This is a genomic window from Hyphomicrobium sp. 2TAF46, assembly GCF_052114865.1.
Lineage (GTDB): Bacteria > Pseudomonadota > Alphaproteobacteria > Rhizobiales > Hyphomicrobiaceae > Hyphomicrobium_B.
In genome coordinates this window covers 1-16,834 of sequence record NZ_JBFRFO010000019.1, presented here as the reverse complement: position 1 = coordinate 16,834, position 16,834 = coordinate 1, and the positions used below count along the sequence as shown (strand labels likewise).

Here is a 16,834-nt window from a genome sequence, read left to right as displayed (position 1 = left end):
TATGGCTAGAAAAGCGGCCGCAAAATCAGCCCCGGCGCGCAAAAGCAAGGTGAAATCAAAAACCGCGAAGCGGTCCTCTGTCGCTGCCACCGGCAAGCCGAGCTGGCTGCTCAAGCCACCACATGACAATCAGATCCATTTTCGGTTCAGTCATGGGAAGGACGTCAAGCTGACGCCGGTCTCATTACGAGCGCTTGAAGACCTGTCTCGTGAATTGTTCAAAAACGAGTATACGGAAAAGAAAATTCAGGCCGCCTACTGTGATCCTAAGACCTGCGGTATTTGCCAACCGGAATGTTCGCCGCTTGGGCCTGGTTGCTACGATTGCAGCATTTGTAACCCAAAGTGTTCCAGCAATTCGCGATAAGACCCAGCAGCGGTGATCGATGAAAGGCTCGGCGTACAATATTTGGGTAGACCATAAGGCCCATAGCTACGTCTTTAATAGCCTCAGCGGGTCATTGCTTCGCCTCGATGCAAAAGACCGTGAAGCATGCGAGAGCGATCTCGAAGATAAATTGATCGAGTGCTCGCCGAGCCTTCTAAAAATGCTCGTTCAAGGGCGCATGCTTATCGCTGATGATGTGGACGAACTCGATGTCTTACGGCGTCGGTATCAATTATCCCGTGATTCCACGCACAGCCTCTCACTCACACTGGTCACAAGCCTGGGCTGCAACTTTGACTGTCCGTACTGCTTCGAGGCAAAACAGCCCTCAGTGATGAGTGATAACGTCCAATCGTCGATTTTACGATTGGTCGATAGCCAGTTACCCCATATCCGAAACTTTTCAGTTACGTGGTTCGGCGGGGAACCCCTCGTCGGCATTAAGCCCCTTCTTCGACTGTCGTCACAATTTATAGATCGATGCAGTGCGGCAGGCGTCACCTATGAAGCGTCTATCGTAACTAATGGCTATCTGTTGAGCGATGCTACATGTCTGCACCTTAGGGACGCCAAGGTGGGATTTGCGCAAATCACGCTCGACGGACCTGCAGAAGTCCACGACCGTATGCGTCCGCTGACCAGCGGCGGCGGCACGTTCCGGCAAATCGTCGATAATCTCCATAACGCTGTCAAATATTTCTCGGTTGGCATTCGCGTTAATATCGATGCCGCGAACGTCGGAGAGACCGAGCGCCTCGTTCAGCATCTCGCCAATGAAGGATTGGCTGGCAAGCTTGGGCTCAATGTCGGCCACATCGTGGCCGGCAGCAAACAGCAAGCAGGGCCCTCCGCTTCCTATAAGACGTCGTGCCTCACGAATGCGGCTTTTGCAGAGGCTGAAATCGAGTTTGAACGGACGATTAGACGCTATGGCTTTGCGCCGGCCAATCTTCCCAAGCCCGCCGGAGCACCGTGCACAGCCGTCCGAAAAAACGAGTTGGTAGTGGGAAGCAGGGGTGAGCTTTACAAGTGCTGGGAGTCAGTTGGCGACTCGCGAGAAGTCATTGGTCACATCGACGATTGCGAGAATTTGAATAGCCGCGTCCACAAATGGCTGCAGTATGATCCGTTCGCCAATGACGAATGCCGCACCTGTATTGCCTTGCCAGTATGCATGGGCGGCTGCGCTCAACACGCGATGGACAAATTACAATACGAAAATCGCTGCGGGACGTTTCGCCATACGTTTCGAGACAAAGTACTGGATTTTGTTGAGCGTGCAGAAACCGAGGGCCTGGAAGGGTTGATCAACGCCAACCGGCTCGCTCGTCGGATGGAAACTCGCTAGAACGCATGATTGGAAACACCGCTCTCAGATGAGTGCCCGGAATGCCCGTTCACAACTATGCTTTTCCTCAGAGTGGCTGAACCAAGAATGCGATGGCAGATATGAGAATTGGTTTGGAACTTGCTATATATATTCCCGATCAAGCAGATGCGCAGCTATCGCGTCAATTCGACGACTCGCTCCAAGTCAATTAGTCGTGAATCGCCTAGACGTGAGACGGTGGCGATCGAAGTCATAAACAACCACATTTGTTTGGTACCGCTTCGAACACGTCCTCCGAAGCGCAACGGACAATGAAGAGCGTATTTATGCAATGCTCGGCGCAAACGGTTTTCGACCCAGACTGTGCTTGGCGACGTCGCCCAGGTCAAAGCTGCAGTCAGCTTTACCGAGAAAGCGGACACCCCATCATCGAACGCGTGGGGCCGCCGTTGTACGTCAGCGCACGTCCGCAACGCCATCGAGATTGGACGTCCGTCAAATGACGCGATGGGTCATTATCCGACATCGAGAACTATCAGCACTGCTGCTTTACAAGAGTCAGAGACGGCGCTTAGCGCATCTTAACGAGCGCCGCCTTGAGCGCTTCGACTTCACTGGCAAAGCGCCGAGTAAGGCCGCAACCGATCACCATACGCCAGGCACCCAGCGGGATCTCACACGTTGGGTGTATTCGGTATAACCCGGCAGCTCGGCTCGCAGCGTCTTCTCCTCGAACAGAGTGCGCGGAACGACTACCGCTGACACAAGCATAGCGGGCAGCAATGCCAACCACGATCCCAGCATCAGCGCCATGCTGACCGCGAGCAGCGACCCGAAGATGTAGCCGGGGTGTCGGACATAGGCGTACGGGCCGGTATCAATCACGGTCTGCCCGCGATCCTTCTGAATGCGCACTCCCGGCTCGAAATGACGGTTAACCGCCTGCGCCCATGCTTCGCCCGCGTAGGAGATGGCGAATAGCAGATAGCCCAGCCAGACAACCCAGTCGGGCGCATTGGCGCCCCCGAACCGGAAGTCGAGCGCGGCCACCGGCAGGATCAAGAAGAAGCCACCCATGATCAGCACGATAAACAGGTAATCGAGCGGCTTGGTGCCAGGCTGCACGCGCGACCGCGCGACGAAGATCTCGGGGTTGACGCGCCAAAGGAGTGCGGTGGCGATCAAGGTGGCGACCACGAAGGCGACGCAGAACCACCAAGCGCGCGACCAGTCGAATGTACCAGACGGGACGAAGAGCACCACGCCCATGACGATGAGTGTAATGACGAACGCGATGAGGCTCTGCCGCATTGCGGCGCTCTGACTGGGTAAATCGGTCATGCTCGCCCCCAATTTCGATACGTGAGTCTAAATTCTAAACTCCTAGAGCAGCGGTTGAAATATTATTCGGCCATCCGGCGCACCGAATGCTTTGACGGATAGCATCAACCACGAAGGGATGCCGGTGTTGCTCTCCGAGGAAGCTGACTTCGAGGCTTGGCTCTCTGGCCCACCGGCCGAAGCGTTCGCGCTTGCGCGGAGCTTTGATCCAAACGCAATGCGGATTGTTCAGAGCGGTTTCGACAAGGAAGATCTGTTGGCGGCGTGATGCGCAGCGTCGGGTGCTCAAGCGTATGAAGCTCATCCCTGGACTGACGATGGCCACCGCGTCAGTCGATGATATCGGCACCCTCTACTTTCGCGCGTGCGACATTCTCTTTCATCTGCCGTAGCCGTTCAGGCGAGTGCCCCTGCCACTTCGTCACTTCGGCAATAACTCGCAGCGGATCGCGAGAGCGATATGAAAGCGTCGGATTACCGGGAAACTTTTTGTCTGTTAGGTTCGGATCGTCCATGATCGGTCCAGTTGGCTCTACGATATAAATTCGCTCTTGTCCGTTGCCGAGGGCCAACTCAGCGCCCCAGATCGCCGCATCTAACGTCGCTGCGAAATAAACCCAAGACAGGGGGGTAACATCCGTGAAATTGGATTGATACCCGACGATAATCAGGTCTCCGGGTTTCAAATCAGCTCGCGTGCCGTGGAAAAATGATTGTGAAAACGCGGTTGCAACAAACGACATAGGCGCACGAATCCTTTGATGGGGTTGGTTCCGGCTGTTTGACTTGCAGGGTGGAACGGCGGAGATGGATCGTGTGAACCGTGCGACATGGCGGGCCTCTATCAATGGCCGCCATTCCATTCTCCCACTTCCGACATTATCGCCTGCACCACCGCCTCTCAACTCACAAACGGTTTTAGTGATTAGGACTTCACGAGATAGAGCTTTGGCTTACCGGGCTGTTGGCCCGCAAGCTGTACGGCGCTGCTGAATCCTTCGAACCACGTGTCACGCTGCGCGTCGCTGAGCCTGCGGCCGATCTCAGCCTCAAAAGCGTTTAAGGCATCTTCGCTCTCGTCGCAGACGACTGCAGCCCACTCCCTCTTTGCCATGGCATCCCCGCATTGTTCGCAGTCAGTGAAGCGCTGGACCCTATCGCTTCCGCCGGCTTCCGCGAACATCGACCGAGTTAGTGAGAGAGAACAGCATGTCCCCCTTCGTTTTCATTCATGCAACCTGGCCTGGCGGCTTGTTCTGGGATCGCGTCGCGACGAGCATCTTCTCCAGCAAGGCGGACAATCGCGCCTGCTCGTCATCGTCGAGTCTGGACATGATCTCATGCTGGTTCGCGACATGCGCCGTGACCGCTTTGTCAATGAGGTCGAACCCGGACGCGGTCAAAGCGACGAGCGTGCCGCGTCCGTCCGCCGGATTCGCGCGGCGTTCGATAAGGCCCGCCTTTTCCAGTCGATCGACGCGATTGGTCATGCTGCCCGACGAGATCATTGCCGCTTCGTAAAGTGCGGTCGGCGTAAGAGCATAAGGAGAGCCGCTGCGTCGCAGCGTCGCCAGCACGTCGAACTCCCCCGGCTGGAGGCCGAAGGAAGCGAAGAGCGGGTTCAGCCGCTCGCGCGTGACGACAAGCGCGGCCTCCGCCAGACGCCCCAGCAGAACCATCGGTCCCGTCGCAAGATCGGGGCGCTCCTGCGCCCACTGCTCCGCCGCTCTTGCCGCCCTATCCATCGCCAGTCACTTATCTTGACGTCAAGACATGTATCTCTATATCAAGATAAATAGCAATCGTCACGTTTGTCAAAGGCCTGGTCCACCCGGGCAGGAGTCTGTCATGTCATCGATGCAAGCCCGGCTGTTATTTCCTGTCACGATGCTGCTTGTCGGCATCAATCTGCGTCCGACGATCGCGGCGATCGGCCCCTTGCTCGACGGCATCCAACACGACACCGGGCTGAGCGACAGCGGTGCCAGCCTGTTGACCGCCTTGCCCGTCGCCCTGATGGGCATCTGCCTGCTCGGCACGGGCCGGCTTCAGCAGGCTATCGGACGCCAACGCGGCGTCGCTGCCGGGCTGGCTTTTATTGGGCTTGCCTGTCTCGCGCGATGGGTCTGGCCTGGCGTGGGCACATTGCTGGCAACGGCGATTCTCGGTGGTGTGGGCATCGCCATGGTGCAGGCATTGATGCCCGCCATCATCCGCGAGCAGGCCGGCAGTCGATCGGCTGGCCTTATGGGGCTCTATTCGACAGTTATCATGGGGGGAGCGATGGTTTCGGCGGCGGCAAGCCCATGGATCGGTAATCTGGGGGGATGGCCTGTCGCGCTAGGGATTTGGGCATTGCCGGTTGTCGCAGGCTTGTCGGTATGGCTGATGCTCGGCCCTGTCAGCAAGACAGGAAATGCGTCTGACGGCCTTGCGATCCATAAGAAGGCGCGCAGCTGGCTGCTGCTTGCCTTTTTCGGATTCGGGACCGGCGGCTACACACTCATGCTGGCATGGCTGCCGCCCTTCTATACCCAATTGGGATGGCCGTCGACGACGGCGGGCGCAATGCTGGGCGTGCTGACCTTCGCGGAGGTGATCGCGGGCATCGCGGTGTCTCTCTGGATCAATCGCTTCCCGGATCGTCGCCCGGCGCTGCTCCTCGCGATTGCTGCTCTCCTGACCGGGCTGGCTTGCCTCTGTATGGCGCCGCTCGCACTGGCATGGCCGGCGGCGATATTGGTTGGCCTCGGTATCGGCGCGCTGTTCCCGCTATCGCTGATTATCGCCATGGATCATGGCACGAACGCCGCTGAGGCCGGCGCGATCGCGGGCTTCGTGCAGGGCGGCGGCTATCTGCTGGCGGCGCTTCTTCCCCTCATTGCCGGGCTGCTCAGGCAGGCGTTGAGCGATCTCACGCCGGCATGGCTGCTGATGGCCGGCCTTTGCGTGGTTCTAGCGGGCATGGCGTGGCGCTTCCGGCCCGGCGACCGCATTTCTCTTTCGGCCTGATCGGAGGTGATCTCATGGCTTTCTTGATTTCAACAAGTGCGGCTCGAAGCTCGCTCATCTCAGATATGCCGGCGTTGTGAGGAGCTGCGGGCAAACGCGCCACTGAGTGAGGAAACGTCAATGGTGTGTGCGGTTATTGCATTGGTGGAATTCCATCCATGATGCGACCACGCTGGCATAGTGAACCGCGGCGATGGCTTCGAGCATGGCGTCTCTATCGGAGAGATCCGGCCCCAGCATGGTCGCGTCGATGATCGTCACGCCATCCGCATCACGTTTGGCGCCTTGCAAGGCTTCATAATACCCGTCCTCAAGCAGGATGGCCGATAGGCTCAAGACATCGTCATCAACGGGAATTTTCGTCACGGTAACATCGTCGGGGAGCTCGATCGTTCCCGGCTTCCTCGCAAAGAGCTCAATCATATACGGATAGTTGCCGTCGGTCGGCTTATGGAAACGATAATACTCCTTCGTTCCATCGCTTCGCTCACGGGCCTAGTAGCCACCCGCATCAAGAAACGCTTTCAATGCTTGCGCGAATTCCTTGTCGACGACTTCGACGCAATGAACCATGTCGATGTCTTTCGTCGCGCGGAACTCCAGCCCGGCCTCAGTGAACAGCAGGTCGCACGCCGCGCCGCCAATAATGGCGTAGGCATTCTCATGGCCCTTGAAATGCTCCCGAAATTTTTCGATCCCACCTACCAGGTCAAGCGGATGAAGGACCTCGAACTCGAGAACCAGCGCCTTCGCAAGGCAGTGTCGGATCTGACGCTCGACAAGTTGATCCTGGCCGAGGCTGCCAAGGGAAACTTCTAAGCCCCGCACGCCGACGCGGTTGCATCGAGCATCTCCGTCGAACGCATCTGGCGGCGTGAGGGGCTGAAGGTTCCCTATAAACAACCGAAACGCTGGCGCCTGTGGCTCACGGACGGCTCGTGCGTCCGGCTGCGCCCGGAACACCGCAATCATGTGTGGTCCTACGACTTCGTCGAGGACCGGACGCATGATGGAAGGAAATACCGGATGCTCAACGTCGTTGACGAGTTCACGCACGAGAGCCTGGCGATCCGGGTTCGGCGCAAGCTGAAGTCGATCGATGTCATCGACGTTCTCGCCGAACTTTTTATCCTGCGCGGCGTGCCCGGGCACATTCGGTCCGACAATGGCCCCGAGTTCATTGCGGAAGCCGTGCGAGCGTGGATCGCGGCCGTGGGATCGAAGACGGCCTACATCGCGCCGGGAAGTCCCTGGGAGAACGGCTACGTCGAGAGCTTCAATGCCCGCCTCAGAGACGAACTGCTGAACGGAGAAATCTTCTACTCGCTCCGCGAGGCCCAGATCGTCATCGAGAGCTGGCGCCGACATTACAACGCCGTCCGGCCACACGCTTCGCTCGGCTACAAGCCACCAGCGCCCGAGGTCTTCGTGCCGACGACGGCTGCATGGCCACCTCCGCGGCCACGCAGCCTCTAGCCGATGGAAGCACCGTGAACTAACATTCCACTTGGGCAACTCAGTGGGGGCCGATCACCAAATGTCCGCTTATGCAGTGGGCGCGGATATTGTTTCCACGTCCTCTATTGGGGGGACACGATATTCGGCCATTACTGCCGGTGTCAGCCATCGTGCAACAACTAATGAAGCCAGCATTGGAATAAGCCATGTAACTCTACTCTGGTAACGATCATGCACACTCGAGAAGGTCGCTATCACGACGGAGTTTACGAGTATGAAGCTGCACACTGCGATCGTGAGGTGCAAGACAGTCGAATCATGTCGGCGCGTATAAATGCCTCCGCATGCCAGAAGGCATAAAGAGCCAAACACGAGACTCGTTTGAAGAATATTTATTGCCCTAAGTGGCAATTGCTGACGCGCCTGTGAAGAAGCTAGATACTCACCAACCGCTCTTTTACCGAAAACCGTTCGTATGGAGTCAACGGGTTCTCCGCGATCATCATAGGGCAACAAAGCGTCTCCAAGCGAAAAGTGCGTGAGCTGACTGAAGGAGTCTATTGCGGATTCCTTCAGTAACAATAGCGGCGAGACAAGCAGCGCTTGTCTGACCACAAATGCTGCCTCAGGTTCGAGAGACTTCCACCAGCCCAATCGCGCAAGCGGACCACCCCACAAAAAATAATCGGTAATAGATGGCAATGACGTCTCGCGCTTCTCCCTAGCACGGTAATTTTCGAGGTCGTTTAATTCTGTGCACAAGGCCCATTCTGAGGCAGGACAATTTTTCTCCAAGATTGTGAAAGCGGGACCGTCACGAAGCAACTTGGCTAGCATGAATGTCGATGCGGCTGGAGAAACCGTCAACCTCCCCAGCATCAGCCCATTCGCACTGACTATTACCAATGTTCCGAGCAGGATGGCCCCAACCAGCGCTTTAAATCCTGCTCCGACCTTCCCTATTGGGCACCAGCCAACGATCCACAAAACACCGAGCACGAGGAGACTAGTCCATGCAATCAGGACATTCCCATAGTGGACAGTAATACTGCCGCTAACAAGAGCAAAAACAAATGCTCGCTCCCAGTTGGCTAATCGACCCCAAGCGATGCCAATAATTAGACTGGAGAGAATGAGTGCCCCGGAAAAAATATCTGGCATCAGCTCGCCAACAAACCACGGCAGCGAGGAAGCGAAAGAGAGCATCATTGCTGCAATGATGAGCGCCGCTTCAGACCGAACGGAGAGAATTTTGATAGCAAAGATACGAATTAGAACTGCTACCATGAGCGACTGAGCCGCGATGACAGGCCACGGCGAAACCTGAAGGTGAAAAATGAATCCAAAAGTACTGTAAAAAAAAGACCTTTCCCACGGGAAAAAATGCTCGACCGCTGCCCGAAGATAAACACCTGTGTCGCTGAAGACAAACGGGAAGCCATTTGCAATGGCCGGAATGAGCAATACCGCAGCAAACAGCACAACTGCGATTATTGGATTGATCGGTTGGCTATTGGCCATCGATCGAATGCCATCCATAGGATGGCTGTTTAGGTTTGAAGTGGCTCTCGGACCATGTGTTCGAAAAATATAAGAATTGCAGACGACAAAACTCGCCATCGCCGAAAACGCCGAAATCGAAAGGAAGACGAAAAGATTTACAATGCTGTTTTCACCAACGAGCCGCGACAGTAAGAGAGCGCTGAACGAGATGGACGCGATTTGGAGTCCGCCGTAACGAAGGAACTCTTGCGGCATCACTCCGAAGCTGACGAAGGTGACGGTACGTTGCGCAAAAAAAGCGAAGGGAATTAAAAAGGCATGGACACCTATACTGATAGTCAGTGGATTACCGGGAAGGGCTTTCAGCAGCAACATGCAAAGAAGTGAATAAGTGACGGCAAAAATGCCGCCAACAGCAAAGAACGATACCAGCTTCCGTAAAGATTTGAATGGGGCTTTGGGGCCCTGCAAGTTCTCGAATTTAGCTGTCACGACTTGCGTTTCCAAGGTATATCAAAGATACCGAAGAGAAAGCCGGCAAATCCTGTTTGGATGCCGATGATTGTCAGACTAAGGCCGGCCGCGACAAAACGTGGAATTCTCGAGTCGCTGAGATTTCCAAATTTGACCCGCGCCCACGCGATGAAGCAGATTGCAAAAATTACCGCACCTATAAAAATCAGAATGGCGGCGATTTGCAAAAAGCGATCGGTTCTGCACCATCTAAAGATTCGATCGCCATGTCGACTGTCTGGAAGCATGCCGGTGATTGCAGCGTAGTATCGCGCCAAGGCGCCAAATGTAATAAGCTGCACGCCTATAACAGTGAGGAGGCATCCTGCAAGAAAGCTATTTAAGTCAAGAACCATGTCAGTACCGATATGGATAGGCCCCCACATAAGTGTTGCACTCAGAATGGCACCGAGAGATGTGATTGTAATCCCGGGATAGAAGAACAGCCATCTTGGGCTGTACATAAGAAGAAATTTCAGGTGCCTCCACCCGTCGCCCCAGGTCTTGAGATGAGAGGCGCGTCCTCGCCCATCAGGCTTTAGCGCTGCCGGAACCTCCACTAGCCGTAAGCCTTTGAGAGCTGAACGGACGACCATCTCCGAAGCGAACTCCATACCTGTCGTTTGTAGCCGAAGGTCTCTTATCGCATTTGTTCGGAAACCTCGCAGACCACAGTGAAAGTCCGTTATCGGGATTCGAAAAAATAGACGTCCAATAAAACTGAGAACGGGGTTGCCCAAGTAATAGTGCAATAGCGGCATTGCGCCCGGTGCGATGCCGCCTTGGAAACGATTGCCCATCACAAGATCGTAGCCGTCGCGCAACTTTTTCAGAAAACGATCCAAGTCGGTGAAATCATAACTATCGTCGGCATCGCCCATTATGACGAACTTGCCTCGTGCCGACTCTATCCCCCCGGCGAGTGCGGCGCCGTATCCTTTTTCCGCGACCAGTATGAGCCGCGCCCCGCACAACTGGGCCAATTCAATTGAGCCGTCGGTACTCCCGTTGTCTGCAATCAATACCTCGCCGGCGATGCCGCTGGCTCCAAGAAAGCTCTGAGCATTTGCGATGCATGTCCTGATAGTCTTGGCCTCGTTTAGACAAGGCATAAGAATCGTCAGTTCGAACTCACCGGTTTCGACCTCGGTTTGCTGATTTGAGGGCGCGTCGTGCTCAGAAAGGACTGGCTCGGGAGTTGACATCTCTAATTCGCCCTCACTCGTCGTCGAGAAGGCCCTAACTAGGCCTCGTTGGTAGATTTTATACTAGTTTGCATTGCCTGCTGAGCAGGGGCGTACACAAACCAACGCTTTTCCGCGTACACCGCAGAAGCTTCCCTCGCGGTTCCTGAATTTGCCACGATCCCATGCCGGCATGAGCGACGCCATGGCTCGAAGCACGGACACAGGATTTCATAAAGGAGCAGCATGATGCGATCGATGGGATCACAACTCATCTGAAGCTGCCGCGCTCCCGGATGCGGGCCGTCCATCGGCGCCGATTATCAGCGGCCCGGCGGACCGCGCGAGCGCGGTGCTGCATGTCCTCGGTCATAGAAATGCGGCTGCACTACAGCTAAGGCCTGGAAATAAGCCTTGAAGTTAATCGGTAGCAACTTCCGCAACCGCGCTTGCACTTCGCGGGCGAGCGGATTCGGAGCATGACGACGCCGCCGAAACGCCGTCCACGCACCAATCTAAACTTGGCGCGCTTGCGATCGCGGGCGACTTTGCACTTTTTGAACCAAGCGGGTTCACTCGATCTGGCTAAACACGCGCATGATCTGGTGAAACTTGCCAGTCGGCAGTCAGGAAGCGCCAGAGATCACGCATGATCGGATTCGTTCACGTATATGCGTTCGCATCATCGAGATATACGAAAGTATACCACCCCCCATTTTTTAGCGATCCTTAAAGGCCGCAGCCTTCACAGTTAGGGCCATGCCATATCGAGTCCATTTTGCACCATGCCGATTGATATCCCACTTCGTGAAAAGCGAAGCGGCTAGCGTTGCAGTTGAATTCGCCATCTTGGCAGTACCCTTCATTGTACTGATTGTGGGCGCGCTTGAGATCTTCGTTATTCAGCAGGCGCAAGCGGTTCTAGAGACGACGGCTGAATATGCCGGACGTCAGATATTGACGGGAAGCGTTCAAACGAAGGGAATGAGTCAAACGGATTTTCACAATCTCGTTTGCGCCGCCTTACCACCTTTACTTAAGTGTCCAAAGATTATGATCGACGTACAGGACGCCTCGTCATTCGCCAGTGCGAATATCACTTTGCCGACGATCACCTATGACAAGGACGGAAACGTCACAAACCAGTGGCAGTATCAGCCCGGCGCGCCAGCGAAGATCGTCGTCTTGCGGCTCATGTATGAGTGGCCAACATTCAATTTGCTGGGCTTAACTTTGCACAACCAACCAAACGGCACTCTACTATTGATGGCGACAAGCGTCTTCAAAAACGAGAGTTACGAATGACGCTCGCCGCACAAATTAGGCGGCTGTCAAAAGATTGCCGAGGCGTTGCTGCGATCGAATTTGCGCTACTCCTGCCGCTTCTTGTCCTGCTGTATTTGGGTGGCTACGCTGTCGCGCGTTCGGTGGCGATATCGCGAAAAGTCACCATCACAACGCGTGCACTAGCCGATCTGACAAGTCAGTTCGTCACCATGTCGTCGTCTGATATGACGACAGTGATCAACGCATCAGCGCAAATCATCGCTCCGTTCCCTACAGAACCGCTATCTATTCGACTTTCAGAGATCACAACCGACGCCACTGGTACCGCAGCTACTGTGACCTGGAGCACTGGACTGAATCAGACGCCCTACTCAGCGAATCAGAAATTCGCTTTGCCGACAGGCATGAACAGTCCGAATACGTCATATATATTTAGCGAGGTCGGATATCAGTATAAGCCGATATATGGAGACGTCGGTCCTTTCAATATTACCGACAAGCTCTACATGCGGCCGCGATTATCTCCGAATGTAAATTATAGCGGCTCTTGATCGGCGGCCGAAGAGGATGCGCGATATGTTAACGAAGGTACGCCACCGATTTCTGGCCGAAGAGAAAGGTAGCGTAGCGATATTATTCGCCCTCTGCGCGATGGTGGTCCTCTTTGCACTAGGGATATGCGTTGACTACGGCATGGCGGCAAAAAGGCGTGCTGAGATCAACGCCATCGCAGATGCAGCCGCGCTTCAGGCAGTCACGCCTGTGATGATGACAAAGTCTTCAAGCGAAGCCCAATCGGCGGCAACAACGTTTTTCAATTCACAGATTGCATCAGTAATCGGCGTTCGCTATCAATCCGACAACGTCACGGTGACCGTCACCGATGGGACGACCAGCAATTCGACAACCAGAAGTGCGACGGTTTCGTATACCGCATCCTCATTGAATGCCTTCAGTGGCATTCTACATCAGCCAACGATCACCATCGGCGCGACATCAACGGCTTCAGCCGCAATGCCGCCGAATATCGATTTTTATTTGATGCTGGACACATCCCCGTCGATGGGCATTGCCGCGACGCAGACGGACATAAATACAATGGTTGCGCACACCGCACCCCAAGGGGGCTGTGCGTTCGCTTGCCATGAATACAATCCGTCGGTCGACAAGCTTGGGAATCCTGGCGGCCCAAATCAAGATAATTACGCTCTGGCGCGTTCCTTAGGCGTCACCTTGCGCGTCGACCTTGTGAAGCAAGCCACACAAAATTTAATGCAGACGGCGCAAACGACTGAAAACACGAATGGCTCAGTGTACCGCATGGCCGGATACACTTTCGATGCAACCGTGAAAAATCCTATACCTCTGACGGCGGATTTGACAATGGCTCAAAGTGAAGCCTCAAACATTGCCATGCAAGAAGTATGGTCAAACAACTACGTGACCAAATCCAACAACAATAACGATGAGGACACAAACTTCGATCTCGCATTCAGCACTTTGAATTCCGCTATGCCAGCGCCTGGGAGCGGCGCCAAGAACGACTCTCCCCAGGAGGTTTTGTTCATCGTCACCGATGGCGTCTCGGATGAGTCATGGAGTGGGAATAGGACCTACGCCCCGTTCGGGGGCTCGTCGTGGTGTCAGACCATAAAAAAAAGGGGGATCCGGATCGCAGTCTTATACACGACGTATAATCCACTGCCTACCAACAATTGGTACAATACGTATATCTCTGGCGAGCAGCCTTCCATCGCCACTACGGCTCAAAGCTGCGCATCACCGGGTCTCTACTTTGAGGTGAATACGGGCGGGGACATCTCTGCTGCCATGAATTCGCTGTTCCAGACCGCCGTTTCAGTCGCGCACCTGACGCAATGAGCTAGTATTTATCAGCCCCGATGAGCGGCCCCAATTAATTGTACGTTCAGATTGCTTTCCTCTTTTGGAGGCTGCACGGGCGAGCGGGCCTAGCCTGCAAGGGAAGCCATGCAGCGAGTGTGGGGACAATGACGTCCGGCGTTAGTGGTCCGTAGGCGAGCGATTGATGTGGCGCGCTGCTTTGTAATGACGTCTCTAGGTCTGTTGAAGATGTGGCTGCCTCACTCAAACTACATTCGCGAATCGGTTATCCAAACGGAATACGAGCTCAACGCGACGGATTTCGCCCGCAAATTTCTGGAGAATGGCGCGGCCTAAGTCGTCAAAACCATTGGCTGACAACAAGAACGATCCGACGCCCTAAGACGCGATCGCGGTACCACTTTTCTAAGGTCGTTCCCTCGTCGCCTTCGAGAATTAGCAGCCAGTTGATGGTGATATCATAGCCGACGATCTCATCCCGCACAGTCTTGGTCGGGACCGTCGCTTGAGGGAGAGCCGTTGGGTAGGCTTCCTTGCCCTGCGATGATGCGGCCGGCCAGCAATCAGAACAACCCCAATGTCTGCTTTCTCGCTATCATCACAGAGTCCGATCCGCCAAGATACGATTGGATATACGAAAGCATAGTCGGCATATCGCTCGACCGCTCGGCCCCTCATCGGAGGCTAAATTACATGAGGCCAAATCAAATGAAGAACTGGCCGCGCTTGCTCGCTGGAGCCTCGTCTGGGGCTCTTCCCTATGTGACTGGCGCCGTGGTCCTTGCGATATTCGTCGTCGATACGCTCACGGACTTGGAAATCGCATTTCCGGTTTTCTACATCGCCGTCATGTTGATGTCCGTGAGTTTCCTTGAGAAGCGCGGGGTCATAATTTTCTCGCTGGCCTGTATGGGCCTGACGGTCCTGAGCTTTATCCTGACGTCCAGCGGTGCGGGGGCAACAGGTCTCATCAATTGCGCGATCTGCCTTGCCACGATTGCAACCAGTACGTATTTGGTATTGAAAATCGAATCTGCCGAAGTGGCGGCACACGATGCTAGAGCGCAGCTTGCGCACATTGGCCGTTTAACGGCTCTCGGAGAACTCACAGCCTCGATTGCTCATGAGGTCAACCAACCACTCGCCGCCATCGTGACGAGCGGCAACGCTTGCTCGCGGTGGCTTGGCAGCTCGCCGCCCAATCTCGAAAAGGCGCGACAAGCGGTGGAGAGGATGGTGACCGATGCAAATCGTGCAAGTGCAATCATCAAACGGGTTTGCGACCTCGCGAAGAAAGCCCCGCCGCAAAAGGACTGGTTCGACTTCAACGAAGCTATTCTCGAAGTTCTTACCTTGACCCGAAATGAAATCGAGCTAAATCGGATTTCGCTGGAGACCGAACTCGCGGATGATTTGCCCCTCGTGCGAGGAGACCGGATTCAATTGCAGCAAGTCGTTCTTAACCTCATCATTAATTCCATTGAAGCGTTAGCTGGAAGACGTGAAGGGTCGCGGCGGATATTGGTCGAGTCAAAACGCAAAGACTCGAACGAGGTTCTCATAGGTGTCTGCGATTCCGGCTCGGGCCTCGATCCCCGGACGCTCGACCGTCTCTTCGATGCCTTCTACACTACCAAGCGCAACGGAATGGGCATGGGCTTGGCAATCGGACGCGGGATCGTCCAGGCTCACGGCGGTCGCATAAGCGCGACGGCCGCAACACCATGTGGTGCGAAGTTTGAGTTCACTCTTCCGGTTGGGAGCGCGGAAGGCCCATGATAGCCGAAGAACCATTAGTCCAGCAGCCGATTGTTTACGTCATCGACGATGATCCTTCTATGCGTGCGGCTCTGAGGGATCTTCTGGACTCCATTCCGTTGCAGGTCGCATCGTTCGAGTCGGTTCAGGACTTTCTGGAGAGTGGGCTGCGTGACGCTCCCGCGTGCATAGTGCTCGATGTCCGCATGCCTGGAACGAGTGGGCTCGACTTCCAACGCGATCGGAATAGCTTCGGTGTGGAGATACCGATCGTCTTCATCACTGCCCATGGCGATGTGCCGATGTCTGTGCGCGCCATGAAGGCCGGGGCGATCGAGTTTCTCACCAAACCGTTCCGCGATCAGGACTTGTTGGATGCCATTCAGTTCGGCATCCACAAGGATCGTATGCGGCGCCGGGAAGCCGCGATCCTTTCTTGTTTGCGACAACGCTGCATGTCGCTGACCCAAGGTGAACGTCTCGTCATGGCGCTGGTAGTCAGGGGCCTGCTAAATAAGCAGATCGCGGCCGAGCTCGGTGTGAGTGAAATAACCGTGAAGGTTCGCCGCGGTCGCGTGATGCAAAAAATGCAGGCAAATTGTCTAGCGGAACTTGTCAGGTTCGCGGAAAAGCTCGGCTTCGCGGCCGCAGCCGAGTAACCAGACCGCCGGAGGAGCTCCGTCCAACACTGAAAAACTCTTGTTTTTTCTGGACGGAGTTCGCCAGAAATATCCCAAAGCTGTAACCTCGTCTGGCAAAAATTCGTCCAGTCTTCTCAATCGCTGGCCCGCTAGATGCCACTCGGTTCGCCAACAGCCCCTCACGCCGCCAGATCCGTTCGACCCGCTTGTCATTCACGAGCCGGCCCGCATCCCTCAGCAGTGCCGCAATCTTGCGATAGCCGTACCGTCCATATTGGCGGGCAAGCTAAATGATGTCGGCGGTCAACCGCTCTTCATCCTCGCGGCCGGTCGGCACCTTGCGTTGTGTCGAGCGATGCTGACCGAGCGCCGCGCAGGCGCGACGCTCCGAAACATGAAGCTCACGTCGGAGATGCTCGATGCAACCGCGTCGGCGTGCGGGGCTTAGAAGTTTCCCTTGGCAGCCTCGGCCAGGATCAACTTGTCGAGCGTCAGATCCGACACTGCCTTGCGAAGGCGCTGGTTCTCGAGTTCGAGGTCCTTCATCCGCTTGACC

The 16,834-nt window shown here is 55.4% G+C and carries 16 protein-coding genes and 2 pseudogenes; 10 read left to right on the top strand and 8 right to left on the bottom strand.

All coding sequences use genetic code 11. The features are described from left to right. The first annotated feature begins 1 nt into the window (after position 1). Both AB4Z24_RS22315 and AB4Z24_RS22310 read left to right on the top strand, forming a co-directional pair. On the top strand, positions 2-367 hold the full coding sequence (locus AB4Z24_RS22315) for a hypothetical protein (protein ID WP_441711817.1): 366 nt from the start codon (positions 2-4) through the stop codon (positions 365-367). Between the two features lie 19 nt (positions 368-386). Continuing rightward, the gene (locus tag AB4Z24_RS22310; protein WP_441711815.1) at positions 387-1,736 is read left to right on the top strand and encodes an SPASM domain-containing protein; all 1,350 of its coding nucleotides are present in this window, start codon (positions 387-389) and stop codon (positions 1,734-1,736) included. Between the two features lie 627 nt (positions 1,737-2,363). Here AB4Z24_RS22310 and AB4Z24_RS22305 read toward each other — a convergent pair. Beyond that, positions 2,364-3,059, bottom strand: a complete 696-nt coding sequence (locus AB4Z24_RS22305; protein WP_441711813.1) for a methyltransferase family protein — start codon at positions 3,057-3,059, stop codon at positions 2,364-2,366. A gap of 91 nt (positions 3,060-3,150) precedes the next feature. Between AB4Z24_RS22305 and AB4Z24_RS22300 the strand changes: the two genes are divergently transcribed. Then, complete coding sequence (locus AB4Z24_RS22300) at positions 3,151-3,327, top strand: hypothetical protein (RefSeq protein WP_441711812.1); 177 nt, start codon at positions 3,151-3,153, stop codon at positions 3,325-3,327. A 61-nt stretch (positions 3,328-3,388) separates the two neighbouring features. Here AB4Z24_RS22300 and arr read toward each other — a convergent pair whose 3' ends face one another. From arr to AB4Z24_RS22285, 3 genes are all read right to left on the bottom strand, one after another. Next, the gene (arr, locus tag AB4Z24_RS22295; RefSeq protein ID WP_441711811.1) at positions 3,389-3,802 is read right to left on the bottom strand and encodes an NAD(+)--rifampin ADP-ribosyltransferase; all 414 of its coding nucleotides are present in this window, start codon (positions 3,800-3,802) and stop codon (positions 3,389-3,391) included. Positions 3,803-3,984: 182 nt separating this feature from the next. Continuing rightward, positions 3,985-4,173, bottom strand: a complete 189-nt coding sequence (locus AB4Z24_RS22290) for a hypothetical protein (RefSeq protein WP_441711809.1) — start codon at positions 4,171-4,173, stop codon at positions 3,985-3,987. A 115-nt stretch (positions 4,174-4,288) separates the two neighbouring features. After that, the gene (locus tag AB4Z24_RS22285) at positions 4,289-4,804 is read right to left on the bottom strand and encodes a MarR family winged helix-turn-helix transcriptional regulator (RefSeq protein ID WP_441711807.1); all 516 of its coding nucleotides are present in this window, start codon (positions 4,802-4,804) and stop codon (positions 4,289-4,291) included. 103 nt (positions 4,805-4,907) lie between these two features. Between AB4Z24_RS22285 and AB4Z24_RS22280 the strand changes: the two genes are divergently transcribed. Next, positions 4,908-6,071 carry an MFS transporter gene (locus AB4Z24_RS22280; RefSeq protein WP_441711806.1) on the top strand — a complete coding sequence of 388 codons (1,164 nt, stop codon included), beginning with the start codon at positions 4,908-4,910 and terminating at the stop codon, positions 6,069-6,071. 117 nt (positions 6,072-6,188) lie between these two features. Here the strand turns inward: AB4Z24_RS22280 and AB4Z24_RS22275 are convergent, their stop codons facing one another. Further along, positions 6,189-6,494, bottom strand: coding sequence for a hypothetical protein (locus tag AB4Z24_RS22275; RefSeq protein WP_441711804.1), 306 nt, complete (start codon positions 6,492-6,494; stop codon positions 6,189-6,191). Positions 6,495-6,776: 282 nt separating this feature from the next. Between AB4Z24_RS22275 and AB4Z24_RS22270 the strand changes: the two are divergent. Further along, positions 6,777-7,544 (top strand): annotated as a pseudogene (locus tag AB4Z24_RS22270) (hypothetical protein); the annotation flags it as partial. A gap of 72 nt (positions 7,545-7,616) precedes the next feature. On the opposite strand, the gene AB4Z24_RS22265 reads toward AB4Z24_RS22270, so the two are convergent. Beyond that, positions 7,617-9,524: a hypothetical protein gene (locus AB4Z24_RS22265; protein ID WP_441711802.1), complete on the bottom strand. Its 1,908-nt coding sequence runs from the start codon at positions 9,522-9,524 to the stop codon at positions 7,617-7,619. Then, the gene (locus tag AB4Z24_RS22260; protein WP_441711800.1) at positions 9,521-10,750 is read right to left on the bottom strand and encodes a glycosyltransferase family 2 protein; all 1,230 of its coding nucleotides are present in this window, start codon (positions 10,748-10,750) and stop codon (positions 9,521-9,523) included. The genes AB4Z24_RS22265 and AB4Z24_RS22260 overlap by 4 nt, the downstream gene beginning before the upstream one ends. Before the next feature lie 786 nt (positions 10,751-11,536). On the opposite strand from AB4Z24_RS22260, the gene AB4Z24_RS22255 reads away from it, so the two are divergent. The 5 genes from AB4Z24_RS22255 to AB4Z24_RS22235 all read left to right on the top strand — a co-directional run bounded on the left by AB4Z24_RS22255 (position 11,537) and on the right by AB4Z24_RS22235 (position 16,296). Beyond that, entirely contained in the window at positions 11,537-12,034 is a 498-nt protein-coding gene (locus AB4Z24_RS22255; RefSeq protein ID WP_441711798.1) for a TadE/TadG family type IV pilus assembly protein, read from the top strand. Beyond that, on the top strand, positions 12,031-12,567 hold the full coding sequence (locus tag AB4Z24_RS22250; protein ID WP_441711796.1) for a TadE/TadG family type IV pilus assembly protein: 537 nt from the start codon (positions 12,031-12,033) through the stop codon (positions 12,565-12,567). Before AB4Z24_RS22255 ends, AB4Z24_RS22250 begins: the two co-directional genes overlap by 4 nt. 25 nt (positions 12,568-12,592) lie before the next feature. Then, positions 12,593-13,897 (top strand): TadE/TadG family type IV pilus assembly protein, encoded by a 1,305-nt coding sequence (locus AB4Z24_RS22245; RefSeq protein ID WP_441711795.1) that lies wholly within the window; start codon positions 12,593-12,595, stop codon positions 13,895-13,897. Between the two features lie 675 nt (positions 13,898-14,572). Next, a complete protein-coding gene (locus AB4Z24_RS22240; RefSeq protein WP_441711793.1) occupies positions 14,573-15,658 on the top strand; it encodes a sensor histidine kinase in 1,086 nt (361 codons plus the stop codon). Then, a complete protein-coding gene (locus AB4Z24_RS22235; protein WP_441711791.1) occupies positions 15,655-16,296 on the top strand; it encodes a response regulator transcription factor in 642 nt (213 codons plus the stop codon). The genes AB4Z24_RS22240 and AB4Z24_RS22235 overlap by 4 nt, the downstream gene beginning before the upstream one ends. 85 nt (positions 16,297-16,381) lie before the next feature. On the opposite strand, the pseudogene AB4Z24_RS22230 reads toward AB4Z24_RS22235, so the two are convergent. Continuing rightward, positions 16,382-16,834: pseudogene (locus AB4Z24_RS22230) on the bottom strand (IS3 family transposase); the annotation flags it as partial.

Bases quoted from the DNA above. Each gene is read 5' to 3' on its own strand.
- arr (WP_441711811.1), bottom strand. From the start codon at position 3,802: ATGTCGTTTGTTGCAACCGCGTTTTCACAATCATTTTTCCACGGCACG.
- AB4Z24_RS22275 (WP_441711804.1), bottom strand. From the start codon at position 6,494: ATGATTGAGCTCTTTGCGAGGAAGCCGGGAACGATCGAGCTCCCCGAC.
- AB4Z24_RS22260 (WP_441711800.1), bottom strand. From the start codon at position 10,750: ATGTCAACTCCCGAGCCAGTCCTTTCTGAGCACGACGCGCCCTCAAAT.
- AB4Z24_RS22305 (WP_441711813.1), bottom strand. From the start codon at position 3,059: ATGACCGATTTACCCAGTCAGAGCGCCGCAATGCGGCAGAGCCTCATC.
- AB4Z24_RS22280 (WP_441711806.1), top strand. From the start codon at position 4,908: ATGTCATCGATGCAAGCCCGGCTGTTATTTCCTGTCACGATGCTGCTT.
- AB4Z24_RS22285 (WP_441711807.1), bottom strand. From the start codon at position 4,804: ATGGATAGGGCGGCAAGAGCGGCGGAGCAGTGGGCGCAGGAGCGCCCC.
- AB4Z24_RS22250 (WP_441711796.1), top strand. From the start codon at position 12,031: ATGACGCTCGCCGCACAAATTAGGCGGCTGTCAAAAGATTGCCGAGGC.
- AB4Z24_RS22240 (WP_441711793.1), top strand. From the start codon at position 14,573: ATGAGGCCAAATCAAATGAAGAACTGGCCGCGCTTGCTCGCTGGAGCC.
- AB4Z24_RS22290 (WP_441711809.1), bottom strand. From the start codon at position 4,173: ATGGCAAAGAGGGAGTGGGCTGCAGTCGTCTGCGACGAGAGCGAAGAT.
- AB4Z24_RS22310 (WP_441711815.1), top strand. From the start codon at position 387: ATGAAAGGCTCGGCGTACAATATTTGGGTAGACCATAAGGCCCATAGC.
- AB4Z24_RS22235 (WP_441711791.1), top strand. From the start codon at position 15,655: ATGATAGCCGAAGAACCATTAGTCCAGCAGCCGATTGTTTACGTCATC.
- AB4Z24_RS22245 (WP_441711795.1), top strand. From the start codon at position 12,593: ATGTTAACGAAGGTACGCCACCGATTTCTGGCCGAAGAGAAAGGTAGC.
- AB4Z24_RS22315 (WP_441711817.1), top strand. From the start codon at position 2: ATGGCTAGAAAAGCGGCCGCAAAATCAGCCCCGGCGCGCAAAAGCAAG.